The organism is Allopusillimonas soli (assembly GCF_004153445.1).
GTDB lineage: Bacteria > Pseudomonadota > Gammaproteobacteria > Burkholderiales > Burkholderiaceae_B > Allopusillimonas > Allopusillimonas soli.
In genome coordinates, this window is the sequence record NZ_SDQC01000002.1 from 718,619 (window position 1) to 742,818 (window position 24,200).

Genomic DNA, 24,200 nt, shown 5'->3' on the forward strand with positions numbered 1-24,200 from the left:
TGAATTGAAGAAATAAACAGGACATTTTACCGGAAACTTGAAGCGCGTTTTGGCGCCCGGGCGCGCTCGCCGGCAACCGCCTTCTCCATGCCCCTGATCGGCCACGCCCCCGATGCACGCGCACCAGCGGTTTCGACCTCTGCGGGGGCAGATCCGCCGGGGGCGAAACCGTTCCCGCCCCTGTGGCCGCAGGCCATGCGGTACAGGCGCGGGGAGGCTTGGGCGCGTTGCGGGCACCATAAAAGTCGCTATAATGGCAGGCTGTCTCTTGCGAACGTGGCGGAATTGGTAGACGCACCAGATTTAGGTTCTGGCGCCGAAAGGTGTGAGAGTTCGAGTCTCTCCGTTCGCACCAGTGGCTATCCTACCCGAACATTCATTGCGCCGCCCGGCGCCCCGGGGCCTGCGGCGCGGTCAATCACGCTGCCATGAATCCGCACCTCAGTGCCCTGCACCCCTACCCCTTTGAACAACTCAGGGCTCTGATGGCCCAGGCTGGCTCGCCGCCGACGGGCCTCGCGCCCATCAACATGTCCATCGGCGAGCCCAAGCACCCCACCCCTGAATTCATCGCACAGGCACTGCGCGACGCCACGGGCGGCCTGTCGGCATATCCGCCCACCAAAGGGGCTCCCGCGCTGCGCGCCGCCATCGCCGACTGGATTGCGGCGCGCCACGACATCGCCCGCCCCGATCCGGAAACCCAGATTCTGCCCGTGCAGGGGTCGCGCGAAGCGCTGTTCTCCTTCGCCCAGGCCGTCATCGATCCCTCGGCGGGAGCCTTCGTCGTTTGCCCCAATCCCTTCTATCAGATCTACGAGGGCGCCGCGCTGCTCGCCGGCGCGCAGCCCTACTACATCAATTCCGATCCCAAGCTGGGCTTCGGATATGACTGGGACGCGGTGCCGGCCGATGTCTGGCGCGACACGCAGCTACTGTACATGTGCTCGCCAGGCAACCCCGCCGGCAACGTCCTGACCCTGGACGATTGGCGCACGCTTTTTGCACTGTCCGACGAGCACGGCTTTGCCATCGCCGCAGACGAGTGCTACTCCGAAATCTACTTTCACGAAGACAGCAAACCGCTTGGCGCAATGCAGGCCGCCGTACGATTGGGCCGGCCAGACTTTCGCAACCTGATCTGTTTTTCCAGCCTGTCCAAGCGCTCCAACGTACCGGGCATGCGTTCGGGATTCGTGGCGGGCGATGCGGCACTGATCGGTCAGTTCCTGCTTTATCGCACGTACCATGGCAATGCCATGAGCAATGTAATGACGCAGGCCAGCATAGCCGCCTGGCGCGATGAGGCGCACGTGGTCGAAAACCGCCGCATGTATCTTGAGAAGTTCGAGGCGGTCGTGCCCATTCTGGGGCCGCTCATGGACACTGGCTGGCCGGAGGCGTCATTCTATCTCTGGGCGCGCACGCCGGGCAGCGACACCGACTTCGTGCGCGATCTGTATGGCGCCACCGGCATTACCACCCTGCCCGGCAGCTTTCTCGCGCGCGAGGCGCACGGCATCAATCCTGGCGCCGGCCGGGTTCGCCTGGCCCTGGTCGCCTCCAAGAACCACTGCATAGAGGCGGCCGAGCGCATCGCCGAGTTTCTGCGCAAGGGTGGCTAGCTGCTCGCGGCGCATCCTTGTTTTCCATACCCGCTCCGGCCAGGCCGGCCGGGCTATTTCAACAGACCCACACCAACAATACAGTAGGACGCCATGACAACAGACTTGAAGACCACGATTGAACAGGCCTGGGAAAACCGCGCCGACCTATCCCCCGATTCCGGACACGGCGATGTGCGCGATGCGGTGCAAGCCACGCTGGCCGCGCTCGACGCCGGCAAGTTGCGCGTGGCGGAAAAAACCGGCGGTGACTGGGTGGTGCATCAATGGGTCAAGAAAGCCGTGCTGCTGTCATTTCGCCTGCAGGACAACGCCGTCATGGGCACCCCTCCCCTGCAGTTCTATGACAAGGTATCCACCAAATTCGATAGCTACGACGCAGCGACGTTTGCCCAGGCGGGTTTTCGCGTCGTGCCGCCCGCGGTAGCTCGACGTGGCGCTTTCATCGCACGCAACGTCGTGCTCATGCCATCCTATGTCAACATCGGCGCCTATGTCGACGAAGGCACCATGGTCGATACATGGGCCACGGTCGGCTCGTGCGCCCAGATCGGCAAGAATGTCCATCTCTCCGGCGGCGTCGGCATCGGCGGTGTTCTGGAGCCGCTGCAGGCCAATCCGACCATCATCGAAGACAACTGCTTCATTGGCGCGCGCTCCGAAATCGTGGAGGGCGTGATCGTCGAGGAAAATTCGGTGCTGGCAATGGGCGTTTTCCTGTCCCAGAGTACCAAGATCTACGATAGGGCCACCGGGGAAATAAGCTACGGGCGTGTGCCCTCGGGCTCGGTGGTCGTGCCGGGATCGCTGCCATCGGCGGATGGATCGCACAGTCTGGCATGCGCGGTCATCGTCAAACGCGTCGACGCGCAAACGCGCGCCAAGACAAGCATCAACGACCTGCTGAGGGCCTGATGGCAACACAATCAGCTGTTCTGGACCTGGCTCGCGCGCTGATAGCGCGACCATCGGTCACGCCGCAAGACCATGGTTGCCAGGCGCTGCTGGCAGAGCGGCTGGAGGCCGCCGGCTTTCGCTGCGAGACCATGCAGTTCGGAGAAGTCACCAATCTGTGGGCACGGCGCGGCAATCAAGGCCCTGTGCTGGTGTTTGCGGGGCACACCGATGTCGTGCCAGCAGGGCCTCTGGAACGCTGGGACAGCGATCCGTTCACGCCTGTCATACGCGGCGGCCGTCTGTACGGCCGCGGCGCATCGGACATGAAAACATCCATTGCGGCCTTCGTGGTTGCAGCCGAAGAGTTTGTCGCGGCGCATCCCGATCACGCGGGGTCCATTGCCTTGCTGATCACATCGGATGAGGAAGGCCCCGCCGTGAACGGCACCGTGAAGGTTTGCGAAGTGCTGGCGGCGCGCGGAGAAACACTCGATTACTGCATCGTGGGCGAGCCCACGTCCGTCGAACAGCTTGGCGACACGGTCAAGAACGGGCGTCGAGGCTCTCTGTCCGGCCATCTGACCGTCAAGGGCAAACAGGGGCATGTGGCATATCCTCACCTTGCACGCAATCCTATTCATTTGCTCGCCCCTGCGCTGGCCGAGCTGGCCGGCCAATCCTGGGACGAGGGCAATGCGTACTTCCCGCCCACCACTTTTCAAGTGTCCAACCTCAATGCCGGCACAGGCGCCACAAATGTCGTGCCAGGCACCGCGACGCTGGATTTCAATTTCCGTTTTTCCACCGCCAGTACACCCGGCGAGCTGAAACAGCGCCTGACAGGCATACTCGATCGTCATGGGCTGGAGTACGATCTTGATTGGACGCTGGGCGGGGAGCCTTTCCTCACGCCGCGCGGCGATCTGAGCGACGCAGTAGGCCGCGCCATCAAGGCCGAAACCGGCGTCGAGACACAGCTCTCCACCACCGGCGGCACCTCCGACGGCCGGTTCATCGCGAAGATCTGCCCGCAGGTGATCGAGCTAGGTCCCAACAATGCCAGCATCCATCAGGTCAACGAGAATATTCCGGTCGATACACTGGAGCCGCTCAAGAATATTTATCGCCGCACGCTGGAACAGCTTATGCCGCTGCGCTGACAGGAAACCCATATGCCGGACAATGCCTTTGCCGAACTGAAAACCCTGCGCGATCTGCTGCGCTACAGCGTCAGCCGGTTCAACGCAGCCAATCTGTCCTTCGGCCACGGCAGCGACAACGCCTGGGACGAGGCGGCCTATCTGCTGCTGCATACGCTGCGCCTGCCGCTGGACACCCTGGACCCTTTCCTGGACGCCCGCGTACTGCCGGAAGAGCGAGATCAGTATCTGGCCCTGCTTGATCGCCGCGTCAATGGGCGCACGCCCGCCGCCTATCTTACCGGCGAGGCATGGCTGCAGGGGCATCGATTCAAGGTAGATCCGCGCGTCATCATTCCCCGTTCGCCCATCTCAGAACTGCTGGCCGATGGCCTGCGCCCCTGGATACAGAATGCCGACGACATCGATTTCGTGCTGGATCTGTGCACCGGCTCGGGATGCCTGGCCATTCTGGCGGCGCTGGCCTTCCCGGCCGCGCAGGTGGATGCCGTCGACCTCTCCGAGGAGGCCCTGGAGGTGGCGGACGAGAATATTGCCATGTACGGCCTGGCCAGCCGCGTTTCCACCCACTGCAGCGACCTTTTCAACCAGCTGCCCGCCTGCGAATATCCGCTGGTACTGTGCAATCCGCCCTACGTGAACAGTCTTTCCATGCAGCAGCTTCCGCCCGAATACCGGCACGAACCCGCCGGAGCGCTCGCCGGCGGCGACGACGGCATGGACCTGATCCGCAGACTGCTGGAAGAAGTACCGGCCTTTCTTGCGCCAGGCGGTATGCTGGTGTTGGAGATCGGCAACGAGTATGACAATTTCGCAGCCGCTTTTCCCCATCTCGATCCGGTTTGGCTCAGCACTGAAAACACCGAGGATCAGATCCTCATGCTCACACGGGAGCAGTTGGTCTCGTGATACGCGCTTCAGGCCTGACCGTACGCAGGGGCACCAAGGTGCTGCTGGAGGACGCGGATTTCATCATTAATCCCGGCGAACGGGTAGGCATCGTGGGCAAGAACGGCGCAGGCAAGACCACGCTGTTTGCTCTCATGCAAGGGCGACTGGACGCCGACGCCGGCACGCTCGACATGCCTGCCGGTTGGCGCCTGGCCAGCGTGGAACAGGAAATTTCCGCGCTCGAACGACCAGCGCGCGAATTCGTGATCGATGGTGACACACACCTGCGCGGCCTGCAGCACGAACGCGCCCAAACATCGGACGAAAATGGCCATCGCATTGCCGAGCTCGAATCCGCGCTGATCGAGGCCGATGCATGGAGTGCGCCTTCGCGCGCGGAGCAACTGCTTGCAGGGCTGGGTTTCGAACCGGCGCAGTGGATGCGGCCCGTAGGCAGCTTTTCAGGCGGCTGGCGGATGCGTCTGGCACTGGCGCGCGCCCTGATGGCACCCTCCGAGCTGCTACTGCTCGACGAACCCACCAACCACCTGGATCTGGATGCCATGCTCTGGCTGGAGCGATGGCTGTCGGCCTACCAGGGTACAGTCATGCTGATCTCGCATGACACCGAATTCCTGGACGCGGTGGCGCGTGGCGTCCTGCATTTCGATCACGGCAAACTGGAGCGCTATCGTGGCGGCTACAGCGACTTTCTGACCCAGCGCGCCGAACGCATCAGGCAGACGCGCCTGGCCTGGGACAGACAAACACGCGAAGCGGCGCGGCTGCAAAGCTTCATTGACCGCTTCAAGGCCAAGGCTACCAAGGCCAAGCAGGCGCAAAGCCGCGTCAAGGCTTTGGCGCGTATGGAAGCGCTTGCACCGCTGCATACCGAATCGGGCATCGACATACGCATACCCGAGCCGCCCAGCATGCCCGATCCGCTGTTGACGCTGGAAAAAGTAGTCACCGGCTATGCCGATGCGCAAGGGGGGGCGCCGCGCAAGGTATTGACCGGCCTCGATCTGATGGTGCGCGGGGGAAGCCGCATCGGCGTCCTGGGTGTCAACGGGGCCGGCAAAAGCACCCTGATCAAGACGCTGGCGGGAGAGATTGCGCCCTTATCTGGAACGCGGCTTGCGTCCCGGGGCCTGCAAATTGGCTACTTTGCGCAACACCAGCTTGACATGCTGGACCTCGACGCCACGCCCTTGCAGCATCTCATGCGCATCGCGCCGCAGGTGCGCGAACAGGAACTGCGCAATTATCTTGGCGGCTTCGGGTTCGGAGGCGAAGCCGCGAGCGGTTCGGTCGCACCCATGTCGGGCGGCGAAAAAGCGCGCCTGGCGTTGGCACTGATCGTCTGGCAGAAACCCAATCTCCTGTTGCTGGACGAGCCCAGCAATCACCTGGATGTCGATACGCGCGAAGCCCTGGCTACGGCGTTGGCCGAATTTCCAGGCAGTGTACTGCTGGTCTCGCATGACCGGCATCTGCTGCGGACGACCGTGGACAGTTTCTGGATCGTGGCTGATGGTCGGGTTCAGGAGTTCGATGGCGATCTGGAGGATTATCGGGAATGGCTGGCAGCGCGCGGCGCGTCGGCTCGATCCCAGGCCAGGGCGGACGCCAGGGCTCAGGCCGCTGTTGCCAGTCCGGACGGCGAAAACAAGCCCGGCAAGCCCAATGCCGCCATACCTTCCGCCGATGCCGGCGGCACGCCGGACCGCAAGCAGCAGCGCCGCCTCGAAGCCGAGGCGCGCCAACGCCAGGCCGCCTTGCGCAAACCCATCGATGCAAAACTCAAGCGCATTGACGCGGACATGGACCGCAGCCGGACGCGTCTCGCGTCCCTGGATGCCCGTATAGCCGACACGGACCTGTACTCAGACGAACGCCGCAGCGAGCGCCTGCAGATTCTGGCCGAGCATGGAGAACTCAGCAAACGCATGGCGGAACTCGAGGAACAGTGGCTGGAACTCCAGATGGCCCTGGAAGAGATCGCCCAGACAAATACAAGCGAATAGCGCCGGGCGCTTACGCCAGCCAGGCGAAACCAAGCGCGCTACTCAATCACCTTGCGCGTGAATGCCGCCAGATAATCCATGAGCGCCTCGACGCCCTGCAACGCCTGCTCGGACCTGCCTTCGGCAATCCCGCGGGCAAGTTTCATGTGGCTAGCGGAGCCCTCATCCAGATCGCCATCGTACTGATAGGCGTACCAGAAGCGGCGGCACTGGATGATCAGGGGCTGCACCGCCTGCACCGCAAACGGATTGCGACAGGCCTCATGATTGACATGATCGAATGCCCGGTCGGCATCCATATAAGCTTGAATATCTCCCACTGCAGCCGCGTCCACCATGGCCTGCGCATGCCTGATGATGGCTTCGCGCTGCGCCGGCCGCGCATGCTTGGCCGCTCCCAGCGCAATCAATTGCTCCAGCACCCGGCGAGTGTCGATGAGCACCAAGTGCTCCGCCACGTGGATTTCGCTGACGCGCAGGCCCCGCCGCGGCTGTTGCTCTATGAGTCCCGCGGCAACCAGGCGCATGAGCGCCTCGCGCACCGGCGTACGTCCCAGACCCGTCATTTCGGCCAGGCTGCTCTCCACGATGGCTTGGCCGGGAGTCAGTTTCAATGTTGCAATAAGGTCTTCCAACCTGTCGTAGGCCACTTCCGCAGCCCGGGCTTTTGGGATATCTACCGTATTCATAGGCGCCGACTTGTTCTTGATATATTATCAGTATACTAACGATTGGATCATTTGCCATCGCACCGTTCAACTTCGCAACCCAACATCATGGCCACACACACTTTTTTCTGTCTGGACGGACACACTTGCGGAAACCCCGTGCGCCTTGTGGCCGGTGGCGCGCCCACGCTGCAAGGCTTGGACATGGTCGAAAAGCGCGCGCATTTCCTGCGCGACTATGATTGGATCCGTACCGGACTCATGTTCGAACCGCGTGGCCACGACATGATGTCAGGCGCGATACTCTATCCACCCACTCGCGGCGACTGCGACGTGGCCTTTCTGTTCATAGAGACTTCTGGCTGTCTGCCCATGTGCGGCCATGGCACCATAGGCACCGTCACCATGGCCTTGGAAAGGGGCCTGGTCACGCCGCGCGAGCCGGGCGTGCTGCGCATCGACACACCGGCCGGGCTGGTCGAGGCCCGATACACCATGCATGGCCCCTATGTAGACAAGGTGCGCATCACCAACGTGCCTTCCTTTCTTTATGCAAGAGGCCTGACGGCGGAGGTGCCCGGTCTTGGCACACTGACCGTGGATGTGGCATACGGGGGCAACTTTTATGCCATTGTAGACCCGCAACCCGGATTTCCTGGCCTGGAGTTCTGGCAGCCATCGCAGGTGTTGCACTGGAGTCCGCGTGTGCGCCAGGCTTTCTCGGCACAATATACGTTCACTCATCCAGAGAATCCGCGCATTCAGGGCTTGTCGCACGTACAGTGGACAGGCGCGGCGCGCCATCCCGATGCGCATGCACGCAATGCCGTTTTCTATGGCCAGAAGGCCATAGACCGTTCACCCTGCGGCACCGGCACATCCGCACGCATGGCGCAATGGTTCGCCCGCGGCCAGCTTGAGGTGGGCGACGAGTTTGTCCATGAAAGCATTATCGGCACCCTGTTCCGAGGTCGGGTGGAAGCGGAAACGCGCGTGGGCTCCCACAAAGCCATCGTCCCATCCATCGAAGGCTGGGCCCGCCTCACCGGCTATAACACCTTGTTCATCGATGACCGGGATCCGCTTGCCCACGGCTTCCAGCTTGCTGATGCGTGATCAGGCATCAGGCCACGATATCCAGCCTGGCAATGCCCAGCGCCAGCGTCTTGGTGCCCGCCTCACGAAATTGAATTCGGGCCTGGGCGTCCTCCCCCGTACCGCTCAAGGCGATAACAGTACCTTCGCCAAACTTGGCATGACGCACACCGGTGCCGATGCGAAACTGCTTGTCGCCGACCACGACGCCGCTGGTCTGGTAGCGCGGTTCGCGCGGCGCCACTGAGCCGGAGTCTGGCCGGTTGTAGGCGTCGCCGCGTCGAAATGCGCCGCTCCAGGTGTTTTCACGCACCGACGTACGGCCCGCCTTAGGTGTCAGCCATTTAAGGTGTTCATCGGGAATCTCGTCCAAAAAGCGCGAACGCAGGGCATAGCGGGTCTGCCCATGCAGCATGCGGCTTTGCGCCAGCGTCAGGTACAGACGGGCGCGGGCGCGGGTGATGGCCACATACATCAGCCGGCGCTCTTCTTCAAGCCCTGCGGCTTCAAGGAGGCTGTTTTCATGCGGAAAAAGCCCGTCTTCCACGCCCGTAATGAAAACGGCGTCGAACTCAAGACCTTTGGCGGCATGCACGGTCATCAACTGGACAGCATCCTGCCCTGCCTGGGCCTGGTTATCACCCGCCTCCAGCGACGCATGAGCGAGGAAGGCCGCCAGGGGCGACATGGACACGCCTGGGAAGCCATTTTCCGCGGAATCGCCGGGTGCCACGGCCGGTGTCTGTGCCACGGCCCCCGAAGAAGCAACGGGATCGGGCGTAGCCGCGGCCGGGCTGCGATCCAGCGCAGGAGACAGATCTATAGCCCATTCCGGTATGCGTCCGGCGGGCAGGCCTTCGAAATTCTCTTCAGCCACGAATGCCGCCGCGGCATTGACAAGCTCCCGGAGATTCTCCAGGCGCTCCGCGCCGTCACGATCGGCCTGATAATGGGACAGTAAGCCGCTGTGATGGATGACATGCTCGATGAGCTCAGGCAAGGAGAGGACTTGGGCCTCGTGCGCCATCTGCTGGACAAGGTCGGCAAATCGCGCCAGATTGGCGCCGCCCTTGCCCGCGACGAACGGTACGGCTCGAAAGAGGCTGAAATCCTGCTGGCGAGCCGCATCGGAAAGTTGTTCCAAAGTGCGGGCCCCAATGCCGCGCGCCGGGAAATTGACCACGCGCAGCCAGGATGTATCGTCATGCGGATTGTCCATGAGTCGCAGATAGGCAAGCGCATGCTTGACCTCCTGGCGCTCGAAAAAACGCAGGCCGCCATAGACCTTGTAGGGAATGCCGGCGGAAAACAGCCCGTGCTCGATAATGCGCGACTGGGCATTGCTTCGGTAGAGCACGGCAATTTCTCGCCGCTCGCTACCGTCGTGGATGAGTGCCCTGATTTCATCGATGATCCACTGCGCCTCAAGCTGATCAGACGGCTGCTCGATGACGCGCACGGGTTCGCCCTCGCCCTGCTCGGTCCAGAGATTCTTGCCCAAGCGGGCCGCATTATGCGCAATGAGAGCGTTGGCGGAATCCAGGATATGCCCGTATGAGCGATAGTTTTGCTCCAGGCGTATGACATTGCCGCGCGCATAATCGCGCTCGAAATCGGCCATATTGCCTACATTTGCGCCCCGGAAAGCATAAATGGACTGATCGTCGTCGCCAACGGCGAAAATGCAGGCGCCACCGGCGGCCAGCAACGTCAGCCAGCGATACTGCAGTGAATTGGTATCCTGGAACTCATCCACCAGAATGTGTCGGAAACGACGCTGATAGTGTTCTCGTATAGGCGCGTTGCGCTGCAGAAGCTCGTAGGCACGCAACAGCAGTTCGGCAAAGTCCACCACGCCTTCCCGCTCGCACTGTGCCTGATAAAGGCCGTAGATTTCAACCAGCCTGCGCCGATATGCATCCCACGCATCCACGTCCCCCGGGCGCTGGCCCTCTTCCTTGGCACCATTGATGAAACGCTGCACATCCCGGGGCGGAAACTTGTCGTCATCGATGCCCGCACCCTTGATAAGGCGCTTTATGGCAGCCAACTGGTCGGCGCTATCGAGAATCTGGAAGGTTTGCGGGAGTCCGGCGTCGCGATAGTGCGCCCGCAGCAAACGGTTGCACAGGCCATGAAAAGTGCCGACCCACATGCCGCGCGCGTTGATCGGCAGCAAGGCGGTCAGGCGCGTGAGCATTTCACGCGCCGACTTGTTGGTAAAAGTAACGGCCATCAGGCCGTAGGGGCTGGCCTGGTGCGTCTGTATCAGCCAAGCCATGCGGGTGGTGAGCACCCGCGTCTTGCCGCTGCCTGCACCAGCCAGAACCAGCGCGTGCTGCGCTGGGAGTGTTACGGCGGATTGTTGTTCTGGATTGAGACTATCGATCATGCCGCGTAGCGGCGCAGACGATAGGCAAACTGTTCAAGGCTGTCGATGCCGCTTTGCTGCGCACGCTGGCACCACGCCTGCAGATCAGCCAGCAATTGCTCGCTGCTGGCGCTGGAGCTTTCCCAGACACGCGCCAGCTCACGGCGCATGTGCACCAGCGTGGATAGCGAGGCGTTCTGGGCAAGCACCGTGTCGACTTCAGCACGCTGCGCGGGCTCCAGCACATCGTCGTTGCGCCAAATCCATTTCTTGCAGCGGCGCAATACAGCCCAGTTGCAGTCGGGATTGTTCTTGCTGCGCGTGGGTTTCAGGCGCTCCAGTTCCTCGGACGCGGCATGGCGGACCATGTCGGCATAGCGGGCCAGAATTTCATAGCGGTGCGTGATGACCCCCTGCAAGGTGCGAGCATCAACCGCTGTCTTGTTGCGCTCGAGCTTGAGCTTGGGCGCCATCTTCTTGACCTTGGCCAAGCCCAGAGCGCTGAGGATGCGGATGTAGCACCAGCCCAGATCGAACTCGTACCACTTGGTGGAGAATTTTGCGGACGTGCCGTAGGCGTGATGGTTGTTGTGCAGCTCTTCGCCGCCAATGATGATGCCCCAGGGCGAGACATTGGTGCTGGTGTCGGGGCTGGCATAGTTTCGATAGCCCCAGGCATGGCCCAGGCCATTGACAACGCCGGCCGCCCAAAAAGGTATCCAGGCCATCTGCACGGCCCACACGGTAAGCCCAAGCACGCCAAAAAGCGCCAGGTCTATGCCCAGCATGATGAGCACGCCAAGCAGACTGTGCTTGCTGTAAAGATTGCGTTCGAGCCAGTCGTCGGGCGTGCCATGGCCGAAACGCTTGAGCGTCTCGGCATTGGTGGCTTCTTCGCGGTAGAGTTCGGCACCGCGGAAGAACACCTTGCTCAGACCGAAGACCATGGGTGAATGAGGATCACCTTCGCGCTCCACCTTGGCGTGGTGCTTGCGGTGGATGGCGACCCATTCCTTCGTGACCATGCCGGTGGTGAACCACAGCCAGAAGCGGAAGAAATGCATGACCGCGGGATGAAGATCGAGACCGCGGTGCGCCTGGCTGCGATGCAGGAATACCGTTACCGCGACGATGGTGACGTGGGTAAGAGCAAGCGTGATCAGCGCGACTTCCCACCATGCAAGATGAAGAAAGCCGCCCGCCAGGAAATTGAGAATTTGTTCCATAAACCTTTGTAAGGCCTCATGTTGTGACCTGAAAAGTGTAGCCCACTTGGCCGCCGGATAACAGGGAAATTTAAGCCTGGCTTAACGCGGATCAAAGAATTCCGTTGCAGTCTGCTTCAAAAAACGAGGCGGGCGCGCTCTCAATTCGATGCGCTCCCGATTCACTCCGCCAGCAAACAGGGTTTAATCCCACAATATGAGATGACTTACCCTGCTTCAACGGCGCAGGCCGCCAGATGGGCCTGCGAAGGCTACGCGGCGTCCTTGCGCTCAAGCACCGCGGCAAAAAAGCCGTCGGTGCCGTGGAGATCGGGCCGCATGCGAAGGTAGGGCCCCGAAAGTGTCAGGTTTTTACAACGATCTGCCGCTATTTTGCTGGCATCGAGTAGAGTAAATTCCGGATTTTCCGCCAAAAATGCTTCAACCTGTTTTTCATTTTCCTCAGGCAGGATGCTGCAGGTGGCATAAACCAGCCGGCCGCCCGGCGCAACGCAGGACGCGGCCTGCTTCAGGATATCCGCCTGTGTTTGGACCAATGCGGCGAGGGAATCGGGATGCTGGCGCCACTTCAGGTCGGGATTGCGGCGCAGCGTACCCAATCCGCTGCAGGGTGCATCCACCAAGACACGATGTGCCTTGCCACGCAGGCGCTTGACGCGCGTATCGCCGCCCGGTGCGATGACCACCGGCACAATATTGGACAGCCCGCTGCGCGCAAAGCGCGGCTTTGCCCGGGCCAGCCGCGCAGCCGAGACGTCAAACGCGTAAAGGCGGCCCGTGGACCGCATCAGGGCGCCCAGCAGCAATGTCTTGCCGCCAGCGCCTGCGCAGTAGTCGATAATCATCTCGCCACGACGCGGCGCCACCAGCGCCGTCAGTATCTGACTGCCCTCGTCCTGGACCTCGATCTGCCCTTTCTCAAACATGGGCCAGCGATTGATCGCGGGGCGGCCCTGCAGGCGTATGCCCCAGGGTGAATAAGGCGTGGGCTGCGGATCGTGGCGAGCGGATGGCCCTTCGCGCAGTTGGGCCAGGATGTCGTCCCGCTCGCCCTTCATGAGGTTGACGCGCAGATCAAGCGGTGCAGGCTGGTTGAGAGCCTGCATCAGGCTGTCGCGCTCGGGGAGCGCTTCTAGCCGCCTATCGAGCCAATCGGGAATACTGTCGCGCACGGCACGCGGCAGACTGGCCGGATCAATGGAACGGACATGGTCCAGCCAGGCACGCTCTGTGTCGTCAAGACCGGACTCCAGAGCAGGCCGGGAAAGCACAGAGGCCAGGCCAAGCACGGCCAGCCTGCGCGACGATGGCCCGGTGCCGCTTTCCGCAAATTGCCGGTAGCGCCGCAGATGGCGCAACACATCGAATACGGCCTCCGCCACCTCGGCACGGTCGCGCATGCCCATTTTGGGATGGCTTCGCATCCACCGCGACAAGACCGCATCAGCCGCATGCTCCCATTGCAGCACCTCGCCCAGCACGGCATGCACCTGTCCGATGCGCACGGCCGCCGCATTGTGCGGCGCGCCCGTACCTCCCTGGGCGGCACCCCGACGGCTGGCGGGCTGGGGCGATGCGCTCCTGTCACCAGCGCTCCTGCCGCCCTCCCCGCGCCGGCCGCGCCCGACCGGCTCATTCCGCGCGTGTCCACTGCGCGCGCGGCGACGCTCTGGCATCTTGCTCATAGCTCTTGCGCCGAAGCCACGCCTCGCGGCGTCAGCACAAAGGCGCGGCTGTCGACGCCACGCACCTGGACGCGCTGCATCGCGTCCAGCGCGACGCGTCCCTCGGCAAGCCAGCGCACCACGTCAGCATATAGCCTATGCTCAACCTGCAGCAGGCGCGCAGCCAGATCGTCCGGCGTATCCTCGGCCAGCACAGGCACCAGCCCTTGGGCCAGGATGGGGCCGTGATCCAGCACCGGCGTGACAAAGTGCACCGTACAGCCATGCCACTGCACCCCGCCCGCCAGCGCCTGCTGATGCGTGTGCAGTCCTGGAAAGGCGGGTAGGATGGATGGATGGATATTGATCAGGCGCCCGCTGTAGCGCTCGACGAAGACTGGAGTGAGCACACGCATGAAGCCAGCCAGCAGCACATAGTGCGGCTGCCATGCGTCAATGGCGTCGGCCAGCGCCGCATCGAAGGCTTCTCGCGAAGAGTAGTCGCGATGGGGGACTGCGACCGTCGGAATGCCCTGGTCTCGCGCCCATGCCAGCCCAGCGGCATCCACCTTGTTGGACACCACAGCGCACACCTGGGCCGCCAGGCCGCCCTCGTGTACCGCGTTGACGATGGCCTGCATATTGGAGCCCCGGCCCGAAATGAGCACGACGAAGCGGCAGCCGGAAGAAGAAATAGTGTCCAAGGGGAAACATCCTGAGTGATTCAACGCAAAATTGTAAACTCTCGGCTGTGAAAAAATCTCTGTCTCTCTATCGCACCCTGCCAAGATACGACAGCGCACAGCCCAGCGCCGTCACCATTGGCAATTTCGACGGTGTTCATCGTGGCCATCAGGCTATTCTGGAGCGCGTGCGCAAACTGGCCGCCGACCGTGGCCTGGCTCCCACGGTCATGACCTTCGAGCCGCATCCGCGCGCCTATTTCGCAAGGCGTGGCCAGCGCCCCGAACTCATACCCACGCAGATCAGCAGTCTGCGCGACAAGCTGACAAGCCTGGTTGAACACGGAGCCTGTCAGATCGCGCTCATGCGCTTCAATCAGCACCTGGCCGACATGTCCGCTCAGGACTTCATTGAAAAACTCCTCGTGCAGGGCTTGAATACGCGCTGGCTGCTGGTCGGAGAAGATTTCCGCTACGGCCATAAACGCAGCGGCGACATCGACCTGCTGCGCAGCGAGGGCCGGCGCCACGGTTTCGAAGTGGATACCATAACCGATGTCGTCGACGCGCACGGGCACCGGGTGTCGAGTTCGGAATTGCGCACGGCGCTGGCGGTGGGCCAGTTGGCGCACGCGGCGCATCTGCTGGGACACCGCTACCGTATCAGCGGGCATGTCGTGCATGGGCAGAAGCTGGGCCGTGACATCGGCTTTCCCACGCTGAACATTCATACACCCCAGCAGTGCGCGCTGCGATCGGGCATTTACGTCGTTCGCGCGCACGGCCTGGGACCCGATCCGCTGCCCGGCGTAGCCAGCCTGGGCGTGCGGCCCACCGTGACACAGGCCGGACGGCTCATGCTCGAAGTGCATTTGCTCGATTGCCAGGTCGACGCATACGGTAAACTGGCGACTATTGAGTTCCTTGAGTACTTGCGGGACGAAGAAAAATTTCCGGACCTTCCTACCCTGATCGCAGCCATCGAGCACGATGCGCAGTGCGCTCGCGACTATTTTGCCTTCCATGGACTATAGAAACACCCTCAATCTGCCAGAAACCGCCTTCCCCATGCGGGGAAACCTCGCCAAGCGCGAACCCGGCTGGATCGCCGAATGGGAAGAAAATAAGGTCTATGCCGCAATCCGGGCTGCAAGCAAAGGCCGGCCCCGTTTCGTGCTGCACGACGGGCCGCCCTATGCCAACGGCGACATTCATATCGGCCATGCGGTCAACAAGATACTGAAGGACATTATCGTCAAGAGCCGCAACATGGCGGGCTTTGATGCCGTGTATGTGCCGGGTTGGGACTGCCATGGCATGCCCATCGAGATTCAGATCGAAAAGAAATACGGCAAACATCTTCCGGTTGCCGAAGTTCAATCGAAGGCGCGCTCCTATGCGCGTGAGCAAATCGATCGCCAGCGCAGAGACTTCAAGCGCCTGGGCGTGCTGGCCGACTGGGACAACCCTTATCTCACCATGAATCACAGCAACGAGGCCGACGAGCTTCGGGTGCTGGCGCGCATCATGAAAAAGGGCTTTGTGTTCCGCGGCCTCAAGCCGGTCAATTGGTGCTTCGATTGCGGCTCGGCGCTGGCCGAAGCGGAGGTCGAGTATGCGGACCGCAAGGACCCTTCCATACACACGGCTTTCGCGTTCGACGACAAGGCGGCGGTGGCAGCCGCCTTCGGACTTGACCGGGTCGACGACGGCGCGATTGTCATCTGGACCACCACGCCCTGGACCATACCCGCCAACCAGGCGCTGAACGTTCACCCCGAGTTCGAGTATGCAATGGTTCGACTCGATACGCCGCGCAGCACCGGCCCGCTTGTGCTGCTGGCGAAGGACCGGGTCGAACCCTGTCTCGAAGAATGGAAGCTTCAAGGCCAGATCATTGCCACAGCCAAAGGTGAAGCGCTCGCGGGACTGAGCTTCCGTCACCCGCTGTACGCCGCGCACGAAGGCTACCGGCGCCTGTCGCCTGTTTATCTCGGCGATTATGTGACGCTTGATACGGGTACCGGCGTCGTCCATTCCTCGCCTGCCTATGGTGTGGAGGATTTTGTTTCGTGCAAGGCTCATGGCCTGCAGGACAGCGACATCCTGAACCCGGTCATGGGCGATGGTCATTACGCGCCGGGCTTGCCGCTGTTCGGCGGCATGAATATCTGGAAAGCCAATCCGGTCATCATCGATGCGCTGAGAGAGGCCGGCGCCCTCCTTCACACAGAGGAAATCTCCCACAGCTATATGCATTGCTGGCGCCACAAAACGCCCGTCATCTACCGCGCGACCAGCCAGTGGTTCGCAGGCATGGATCGCCAGCCCACCAGTGGGCGCACGCTACGCGAGACCGCGCTCGAAGGTGTTGATAACACCGCCTTTTACCCCGCCTGGGGCCGTGCGCGCCTGCATGCCATGATCGCCAACCGCCCCGACTGGACGCTGTCCAGGCAGAGACAGTGGGGCGTACCCATGGCGTTCTTCGTACACAAGGAAACAGGCGAACTGCATCCGCGTACGGCCGAACTGCTCGAAGAGGTGGCGCAACGCGTCGAGCAGCATGGCATCGAGGCATGGCAGTCGCTGGATCCCGCCGAGCTACTGGGCGACGAAGCCAGCCAGTATGAAAAGAACCGCGACACGCTGGATGTCTGGTTCGATTCGGGCAGTACCCATGCGACCGTCCTGGGAGGCAGGGACCACGATCTGAAGGGCTCGCATGCGGATCAACTCGCATGGCCGGCAGACCTCTATCTCGAAGGTTCCGATCAGCATCGCGGCTGGTTCCATTCCTCTTTGCTGACCAGTTGCATGCTGTACGGGCAGCCTCCCTACAAAGCCCTGCTCACTCATGGCTTTGTCGTGGATGGCGACGGCAAGAAAATGAGCAAGTCGGTGGGCAATGTGGTGGCGCCGCAAAAGGTATCGGACACGCTGGGCGCGGAGATTCTGCGGCTATGGACGGCATCCACCGATTATTCAGGCGAACTCTCCATCTCGGACCAGATACTGCAGCGCGTCGTGGAAGGCTACCGCCGGATCCGCAACACACTCAAGTTCCTGCTGGGCAATATCAGCGACTTCAATCCCGCCCATGAAGCCGTGGCAGCGAACGAGATGTTCGAAATCGACCGCTACGCCCTGGCCATGACGAATGCCATGCAGACCGAAGTGCTGGAGTGCTATACCCGCTACGAGTTTCACCCGGCGGTGGCGCGACTGCAGGTGTTCTGCTCCGAAGACCTGGGCGCCTTCTATCTGGACGTGCTGAAGGACCGGCTGTATACAGCGGGCAAGACAAGCGTGGCGCGCCGCTCCGCACAAACCGCGCTTCATCACATCACACATTGCCTGCTGCGGCTGATGGCGCCCATCCTGTCGTTCACGGCCGAGGAAGCCTGGAAGGACCTGCATCCCGGCCAGGATGCCGGCACTATCTTCACCCAGGTCTACCACGATCTGCCCGTACAGCGCGACGCGCAGGCGCTGATCGCGAAATGGGACCGGCTGCGCGAAATACGTGCACAAGCCATGCGCCGCATCGAAGAAGTGCGCGCGCGTGGCGAAATCGGCTCCTCGCTGGCAGCAGGCCTCGACATTCATGCCCCCGAGGCAGACTACGAGCTGCTGTCCAGCCTGGGCGACGATCTGCGGTTCGTGTTCATCGTGTCGCGCGTGGCGCTGCATGCTTGCAGCGACGCACTGCGCATCGATGTGCAGACGCTGGACGCGGCAAAATGCGAGCGGTGCTGGCATCATCGCGACGACGTGGGAAGCGATCCGCAGCACCCAGGTCTATGTGGACGCTGCGTGCAAAACCTGTTCGGCACAGGCGAGCCCCGCAGCCATGCCTGAGGCGAACAAAGGCCGGAAGCCCGCGCCGACGGGCCTTGCGCGCGCTGGCTTGCCCGACCATGGCGGTAACGCCGGCGCGCAGGCACCAAGCCCGCGCTGGATGGGTCGATTCGCGGGCTGGCTGTTGCTTGCGCTGGTCCTGGTGATCGTCGATCAACTCACAAAGGCCTATTTCGACTCGCATCTGGTCTACGGCGAGCGCTGGCACCTGCTGCCTTTCTTTGATTTCACGCTGCTCTACAATCCGGGCGCCGCATTCAGCTTCCTGGCCGGCGGCCAGGGCTGGCAACGCTGGCTATTCACCGCCATAGCACTTGGCGCCGCCGTGCTCATCCTGTATCTGCTCCGTCGAAATACCGGGCAGCCTCTGTTCTGCGCCGCGCTGGCCTGCGTGCTGGGAGGCGCTGTGGGCAATGTCATCGATCGGATACTGCACGGCCATGTGGTTGATTTTCTGTTATTTTATTGGCACGACTGGTTTTTTCCGGCTTTCAATATAGCCGACGTTGCCATTACCTGCGGCGCCATTCTGCTGGTACTCGACGAGCTGCTGCGTATGCGGCGCGAACGCCGGGCGGCATCCGTCCGCTGACCAACTCTTCTTCCGGCGCCGGGCGCCACACCTTGCACATGGCCGAGCTTAGCAAAAAACGTATAGTACTTGGACTGACCGGCGGCATTGCCTGCTACAAGGCGGCTGAATTCCTGCGGCGTGCCCAGGATGAAGGCGCCACCATCGATGTGGTCATGACTCAGGCCGCAAGCCGTTTCATCACACCAACTACCATGCAGGCACTATCGGGGCGCCCTGTTTATCTCGATACCTTCGATGCGCGCATGGCCAACAGCATGGCACACATCAACCTCACCCGCGGCGCGGATGCCATCGTCGTGGCGCCCGCCAGTACGGACTTCATGGCCCGTGTGGCGCATGGCATGGCAGACGATCTGCTGACCACGCTTTGCGTGGCCCGCGGCGCATGCCCGTTGCTGCTTGCGCCGGCCATGAATCGGGAAATGTGGCTCAATCCGGCCACGCAGCGCAATGTGACGCAGCTGGCCCAGGATGGCGTGCGCATGCTTGGCCCCGCCGAAGGCGACCAGGCCTGCGGCGAGACAGGCAGCGGCCGCATGCTCGAGCCGGATGAACTGCTGGCGGAAGTCATCGCTTTCTTTCAACCCAAAGTGCTTGCGGGCCGGCGCATACTGATTACCGCGGGCCCGACCAGCGAGCCCATCGATCCCGTGCGCGTCATCACCAATCGTTCCTCGGGCAAGATGGGCTATGCGCTGGCGCGCGCGGCGCGCGAGGCGGGCGCCGACGTACTGCTGGTTTCGGGCCCAACAGCCTTGCCCGCCCCTTATGGCGTGCAACGGGTCAATGTGGAAACCGCCCGCGACATGCATAGCGCCGTCATGCGGAGCGCGGCTGATATGGATGTTTTCATTGCCGTGGCGGCGGTGGCGGACTGGCGTGTGGCCAACAGCAGCCAGACCAAAATCAAGAAGCAGGCCGATGGCCATGCGCCCTCCCTGCAATTCGAACAGAATCCGGATATCCTGGCCGAGGTGGCTGCCATGCCGTCGGGCCCTTGGTGCGTGGGCTTTGCCGCGGAAACCGAGAAACTGCACGAGCAGGCGCAGGCAAAACGCGCACGCAAGCACGTTCCCCTGCTGGTGGGCAACCTTGCCCAGCAGGCCATGCATGCCGATACGACGGAAATCGTGCTGTTTTCCGACGAAGGGGCTGATGCGCTCCCACCGCTACCCAAGCTGGATGCGGCACGTGAAATCGTGCGGCAGATAGCCCGCCGACTGCCCGCCACCGCGACGCAGCGCCAGCACTGAAGGCGCGCCGCGCGCCCAGCGGCCCGGCCTCGGCCAGTCAGTCCCATTTTCCATCAACAACATGATGCAGCGTGCTGCAAGCCCGAGCAAATCGTGAGAAAAATCGCCCTGAAAATCCTCGACCCACGTATGAACGACTACCTTCCCGCCTATGCCACGCGGGGATCAGCCGGCCTGGACTTGAGGGCCTGCATCGAAGCGCCGTTGACCCTCAAGCCCGGTACCACGGAACTCGTGCCCACCGGCCTTGCCATTCACATCGCCGACCCCGCCTATGCCGCCATCATTCTGCCGCGCTCGGGGCTGGGTCATAAGCACGGCATTGTGCTGGGCAATCTGGTGGGACTGATCGATTCGGATTACCAGGGGCCCTTGATGGTGTCCGCGTGGAACCGCGGACAACAGGATTTCGTGCTGGATCCCATGGAGAGGCTGGCACAGTTGGTTGTCGTGCCGGTGCAGCAGGTGGCGTTCGACGTCGTCGATGAATTTGCGGACAGCGAGCGGGGAGAAGGCGGCTTTGGCAGCACGGGACGCGGCTGACGGCCGCGCCCCGGGCCGAAACCCTATCAAGCGGCCTCTTCCTCGCCCAAGTATGCCGCCCGGACCTTCGGATCATCCAGCAATCGAGACGAAGGTCCTTGCAGAATGATTTCCCCAGACTCCATGACATAGCCGCGCTGACTGGTTTCCAGCGCCAGCCGCGCATTCTGCTCGATAAGCAGAATTGTGACGCCTTCCGCCGCGATGGTGCGCACGACCTCGAAGATCTTTTCCACCATCAGCGGCGCAAGCCCCATGGACGGTTCGTCCAGCAGCAGCAGTCGCGGACGGGAAATCATCGCCCTGCCCATGGCCAGCATTTGCTGTTCACCGCCCGACAGTGTGCCGGCCGACTGCGCGCGCCGCTCGGCCAGGCGCGGAAACAGCTCGAACACATGATCCATGTCGCGCCGTATCTGCGCACTGTCCTTGCGGCTATAGCCTCCCATGGCCAGATTCTCGGAGATGGTCAACTGGCCGAAGATGCCACGGCCTTCCGGCACCATTACCAGGCCCCGCCGCACAAGCATATACGACGGCGTGCCGGTGATGCGCTGGCCGTCGTACAGGATGTCTCCCCCTGCTATCGGCACCAGCCCGCAGATGGCACGCAGTGTCGTACTCTTGCCAGCGCCGTTGGCGCCGATCAGGCTGACGAGCTCGCCTTTCCCCACTTGAAGGTCCAGACCGCGCACGGCCCGTATGCCACCGTAGGCTACTTCGATCTGGCGAATGTCGAGCAGGATGTCGTTCTGGTTCATGTCGCCTCCTTTTTCTGGGGAACCGGCGCGGCCGCACCCGCGCCCAGATAGGCTTCAATGACGCGCGGGTCGCGTTGCACATCGGCCGGCTTGCCTTCGGCCAGCACCTTGCCGTACTCCAGCACCAGCACCCGGTCGCACAAACCCATGACCAGCTTCATATCATGCTCGATCAGCAACACCGTGATACCGTCGTCACGTATCTTCTCGATGAGACGGCGAAGAACCAGCGTCTCGGATGCATTCATGCCAGCCGCCGGCTCGTCCAGAGCCAGCAGTGCGGGTTCGGTCGCTAACGCGCGAGCAATCTCGAGGCGCCGCTGATCGCCATAGGGCAATGCGCTGGCGACATCATTGGCGCGATGCGCGATGCCGACATACGCCAGCAGATCAAGCGCACGCTGCTGGATGTCCGCCTCTTCCTGCAGCGTGGCGCGATTGCGCGATATGGCACCCCATAATCCCGCGCGCGTGCGGATATGGCGGCCTATCATGACGTTCTCGATGGCGCTCAAGCTGCCGAACAGGCGGATGTTCTGAAAAGTGCGCGCGATGCCCGCAATGGCAATCTCATGCGGCTTGAGCCGCGTCAATTGATGCCCCATGAAATTGCAGCTGCCTGACTCGGGAATGTAGAGGCTGGTCAGCACATTGAACAGGGTCGTCTTGCCGGCGCCATTGGGGCCGATAAGCCCGTAGATGTCGCCCTTGCAAATCGAGAAGCTGACATCGGACAGCGCCTGCAGGCCGCCGAAGCGCTTGCTCAGCTTGTTGGCAATAAGCAGCATGTCGGGCATGGAGCGCGCCATGGCATTGGGTGTTGCCTGTTTCATGCGTTCTCCTTGCGCGCGCCAGCCAGTTCGCGCTTGCGCGTGGCGGAGGGCCACAAGCCGGCGGGACGGAAAATCATCACCAGAACGAGTGCAAAGCCGAACAGCAGCATGCGTATGCCTTCAGGATCGAGCAGGACATCGCCAAAAATGGTTTGCTGTACAGGCACCACGATGGCGCGCAGAATCTCCGGAAAGACAGACAGAATAAGTGCGCCCAGAATGACGCCCGGAATGTTGCCCATCCCTCCCAGCACGACCATGCACAGGACGGAGATGGACTCCGTCAGGCTGAAACTTTCGGGGCTGACAAAGCCCTGCATGGACGCAAACATGGCGCCGGAAATACCGCCAAAGCTGGCCCCCATGGAAAAAGCCAGCAGTTTGATGTTGCGCGTATTGATGCCCATCGCCTTGGCAGCCACCTCGTCTTCCCGCACAGCCTCCCAGGCGCGCCCAATTCGCGAGTTCTGCAGACGCACGCAGATCAACACGATGAGAAGCGTGAACACCAGCAGCAGGTAATAGTATTTTTCCGGTCCCGTGATGCGCATGCCGAACAAATGCTGCGACTTGCCAAAAAGAAAATCGCCTACGGCAAAAGTGTCGACGCGGTTGATGCCTTGCGGGCCATTCGTGATGTTGATGGGCGCATCCAGATTGTTCATGAAGATGCGCACGATTTCACCAAAGCCCAGCGTGACGATGGCCAGATAATCGCCGCGCAGCTTGAGCGTGGGCGCTCCGAGCACTGCCCCAAAAAATGCCGCCAGCACGACGCCTATGGGAAGAATGGCCCAGAATGGCAGGTGCAGTCCGAAGTGTGGGGAAGCCAGCAGCGCCCAGGTATAGGCACCCACGGCATAGAAGGCGATGTAGCCCAGGTCGAGCAAGCCCGCGAACCCCACGACAATATTCAGGCCCAGGGCCAGCATGACGTAGATGAGAGCGAAATTCAGCGTGCGTATCCAGCTTTGTCCCGCCATGCCCAACAGGAAAGGCAGCACGGCAAGAACCACGCCGAGTATGGCCACGCTCAGCCAGACCCGGGTGGGTACGCCGTTGCGTGTGGTCGTGTTCGGATTCATGCGCGGTCCCCCACTCTTTCACCCAGCAATCCCGAAGGCCGGAACACTAGCACCAGAATCAGCACAATGAAGGAAAAAACATCCTGGTAGTTGCTGCCGAACACGCCATTGGTCAGGTCGCCAATGTAGCCGGCTCCGAGCGACTCGATGATTCCCAGCAGCAGCCCGCCCAGCATGGCGCCGCCCAGGTTGCCGATGCCGCCAAGCACCGCGGCCGTGAAAGCCTTCAGTCCCAGCATGAAGCCCATGGTGTACTGGGCCACGCCGTAGTAGGTCGTGACCATGACACCGGCCACAGCGGCCAGCGCCGAGCCGATGAGAAAGGCGGCGGAAATAACGGTGTGTATGTTGACGCCCATGAGCCCCGCCACTTCGCGGTTCTGAGCGGTAGCCCGCATGGCCGTGCCCAGCCGCGTGCGATGCACGACCATAAGAAGGCCCGCCATGATGATTGTGGCGCCGAGGATGATGATGATCTGCAGTTGGCTGATGCGCGCGCCGCCCAACTGATAGATGATGGGTTCAATGATGTGGGGGAAGCTGAGATAGTTGCGGCCCCAGATCATCATTGCAAGATTCTGGATAATAAAGGAGACACCGATCGCGGTGATAAGGGCAGCCAATCGCGGGGCGCGCAGCAAGGGGCGATAAGCGTAGCGCTCCGCTATCCAGCCTACCACCATGCATGCCGGGATCGCCGCCAGCAGCGACACAATCACGGTAAACCAGGCGGACGAACCGCCGGGGTCGCTGCCTACCATGGCCAGGACAACCGTCGTTGCCAGCATGGCCCCGACCATCACAACGTCGCCATGCGCGAAGTTGATCAGGCCTATGATGCCATATACCATGGTGTAGCCCAGTGCCACCAGCGCATAGACGCTGCCGACCGTGATGCCATTTATGAGTTGTTGTATGAGTATGTCCATGCCTTGGATCTCTCTGCTTGGGCCGGCCGGCGG

At 62.0% G+C, this 24,200-nt stretch carries 20 protein-coding genes and 1 tRNA gene; 12 read left to right on the plus strand and 9 right to left on the minus strand.

Annotated features, from left to right (window positions below):
- Positions 1-270 precede the first annotated feature (270 nt).
- The 6 genes from ERD78_RS09140 (at position 271) to ERD78_RS09165 (ending at position 6,600) form a co-directional block, all read left to right on the plus strand.
- Positions 271-355: transfer RNA gene (locus tag ERD78_RS09140), tRNA-Leu, on the plus strand.
- Between the two features lie 73 nt (positions 356-428).
- On the plus strand, positions 429-1,625 hold the full coding sequence (dapC, locus tag ERD78_RS09145; protein ID WP_129968948.1) for a succinyldiaminopimelate transaminase: 1,197 nt from the start codon (positions 429-431) through the stop codon (positions 1,623-1,625).
- Positions 1,626-1,718: 93 nt separating this feature from the next.
- A complete protein-coding gene (dapD, locus tag ERD78_RS09150; RefSeq protein ID WP_129968949.1) occupies positions 1,719-2,540 on the plus strand; it encodes a 2,3,4,5-tetrahydropyridine-2,6-dicarboxylate N-succinyltransferase in 822 nt (273 codons plus the stop codon).
- Positions 2,540-3,682, plus strand: coding sequence for a succinyl-diaminopimelate desuccinylase (gene dapE / locus ERD78_RS09155; protein ID WP_129968950.1), 1,143 nt, complete (start codon positions 2,540-2,542; stop codon positions 3,680-3,682). Before dapD ends, dapE begins: the two co-directional genes overlap by 1 nt.
- Positions 3,683-3,694: 12 nt before the next feature.
- Positions 3,695-4,591, plus strand: coding sequence for a 50S ribosomal protein L3 N(5)-glutamine methyltransferase (gene prmB / locus ERD78_RS09160; RefSeq protein WP_129968951.1), 897 nt, complete (start codon positions 3,695-3,697; stop codon positions 4,589-4,591).
- Positions 4,588-6,600, plus strand: coding sequence for an ABC-F family ATP-binding cassette domain-containing protein (locus ERD78_RS09165; RefSeq protein ID WP_129968952.1), 2,013 nt, complete (start codon positions 4,588-4,590; stop codon positions 6,598-6,600). Before prmB ends, ERD78_RS09165 begins: the two co-directional genes overlap by 4 nt.
- Positions 6,601-6,638: 38 nt before the next feature.
- On the opposite strand, the gene ERD78_RS09170 is transcribed toward ERD78_RS09165, so the two are convergent.
- Positions 6,639-7,289, minus strand: a complete 651-nt coding sequence (locus ERD78_RS09170; RefSeq protein WP_129968953.1) for a GntR family transcriptional regulator — start codon at positions 7,287-7,289, stop codon at positions 6,639-6,641.
- Positions 7,290-7,376: 87 nt separating this feature from the next.
- On the opposite strand from ERD78_RS09170, the gene ERD78_RS09175 reads away from it, so the two are divergent.
- Complete coding sequence (locus ERD78_RS09175) at positions 7,377-8,384, plus strand: 4-hydroxyproline epimerase (RefSeq protein WP_129968954.1); 1,008 nt, start codon at positions 7,377-7,379, stop codon at positions 8,382-8,384.
- Between the two features lie 7 nt (positions 8,385-8,391).
- Here ERD78_RS09175 and ERD78_RS09180 read toward each other — a convergent pair whose 3' ends face one another.
- The 4 genes from ERD78_RS09180 to purN all read right to left on the minus strand — a co-directional run bounded on the left by ERD78_RS09180 (position 8,392) and on the right by purN (position 14,328).
- Positions 8,392-10,755, minus strand: a complete 2,364-nt coding sequence (locus tag ERD78_RS09180) for a UvrD-helicase domain-containing protein (RefSeq protein ID WP_129968955.1) — start codon at positions 10,753-10,755, stop codon at positions 8,392-8,394.
- On the minus strand, positions 10,752-11,960 hold the full coding sequence (locus ERD78_RS09185) for a DesA family fatty acid desaturase (RefSeq protein ID WP_129968956.1): 1,209 nt from the start codon (positions 11,958-11,960) through the stop codon (positions 10,752-10,754). Before ERD78_RS09185 ends, ERD78_RS09180 begins: the two co-directional genes overlap by 4 nt.
- 251 nt (positions 11,961-12,211) lie before the next feature.
- Positions 12,212-13,441 (minus strand): RsmB/NOP family class I SAM-dependent RNA methyltransferase, encoded by a 1,230-nt coding sequence (locus ERD78_RS09190; RefSeq protein ID WP_180029202.1) that lies wholly within the window; start codon positions 13,439-13,441, stop codon positions 12,212-12,214.
- Between the two features lie 200 nt (positions 13,442-13,641).
- Positions 13,642-14,328, minus strand: a complete 687-nt coding sequence (purN, locus tag ERD78_RS09195; protein ID WP_129968957.1) for a phosphoribosylglycinamide formyltransferase — start codon at positions 14,326-14,328, stop codon at positions 13,642-13,644.
- A gap of 47 nt (positions 14,329-14,375) precedes the next feature.
- Here purN and ERD78_RS09200 point away from each other — a divergent pair, with 47 nt between their 5' ends.
- From ERD78_RS09200 to dut, 5 genes are all read left to right on the plus strand, one after another.
- Positions 14,376-15,341, plus strand: coding sequence for a bifunctional riboflavin kinase/FAD synthetase (locus ERD78_RS09200; RefSeq protein ID WP_129968958.1), 966 nt, complete (start codon positions 14,376-14,378; stop codon positions 15,339-15,341).
- Entirely contained in the window at positions 15,331-18,168 is a 2,838-nt protein-coding gene (gene ileS / locus ERD78_RS09205; protein WP_129968959.1) for an isoleucine--tRNA ligase, read from the plus strand. The genes ERD78_RS09200 and ileS overlap by 11 nt, the downstream gene beginning before the upstream one ends.
- A 100-nt stretch (positions 18,169-18,268) precedes the next feature.
- On the plus strand, positions 18,269-18,760 hold the full coding sequence (lspA, locus tag ERD78_RS09210) for a signal peptidase II (RefSeq protein WP_167668899.1): 492 nt from the start codon (positions 18,269-18,271) through the stop codon (positions 18,758-18,760).
- A gap of 38 nt (positions 18,761-18,798) precedes the next feature.
- Positions 18,799-20,016, plus strand: a complete 1,218-nt coding sequence (gene coaBC / locus ERD78_RS09215) for a bifunctional phosphopantothenoylcysteine decarboxylase/phosphopantothenate--cysteine ligase CoaBC (protein ID WP_129968961.1) — start codon at positions 18,799-18,801, stop codon at positions 20,014-20,016.
- Positions 20,017-20,109: 93 nt separating this feature from the next.
- A complete protein-coding gene (gene dut / locus ERD78_RS09220) occupies positions 20,110-20,559 on the plus strand; it encodes a dUTP diphosphatase (protein ID WP_129968962.1) in 450 nt (149 codons plus the stop codon).
- A gap of 26 nt (positions 20,560-20,585) precedes the next feature.
- Here dut and ERD78_RS09225 read toward each other — a convergent pair whose 3' ends face one another.
- From ERD78_RS09225 to ERD78_RS09240, 4 genes are read right to left on the minus strand one after another with little or no spacing between them, the layout of a single operon-like run.
- Positions 20,586-21,320, minus strand: a complete 735-nt coding sequence (locus ERD78_RS09225; protein ID WP_129968963.1) for an ABC transporter ATP-binding protein — start codon at positions 21,318-21,320, stop codon at positions 20,586-20,588.
- On the minus strand, positions 21,317-22,153 hold the full coding sequence (locus tag ERD78_RS09230; protein WP_371734575.1) for an ABC transporter ATP-binding protein: 837 nt from the start codon (positions 22,151-22,153) through the stop codon (positions 21,317-21,319). Before ERD78_RS09230 ends, ERD78_RS09225 begins: the two co-directional genes overlap by 4 nt.
- Positions 22,150-23,238, minus strand: coding sequence for an ABC transporter permease subunit (locus ERD78_RS09235; protein WP_129968964.1), 1,089 nt, complete (start codon positions 23,236-23,238; stop codon positions 22,150-22,152). Before ERD78_RS09235 ends, ERD78_RS09230 begins: the two co-directional genes overlap by 4 nt.
- Positions 23,235-24,167, minus strand: a complete 933-nt coding sequence (locus ERD78_RS09240) for a branched-chain amino acid ABC transporter permease (protein ID WP_129968965.1) — start codon at positions 24,165-24,167, stop codon at positions 23,235-23,237. The genes ERD78_RS09235 and ERD78_RS09240 overlap by 4 nt, the downstream gene beginning before the upstream one ends.
- Positions 24,168-24,200: the final 33 nt, after the last annotated feature.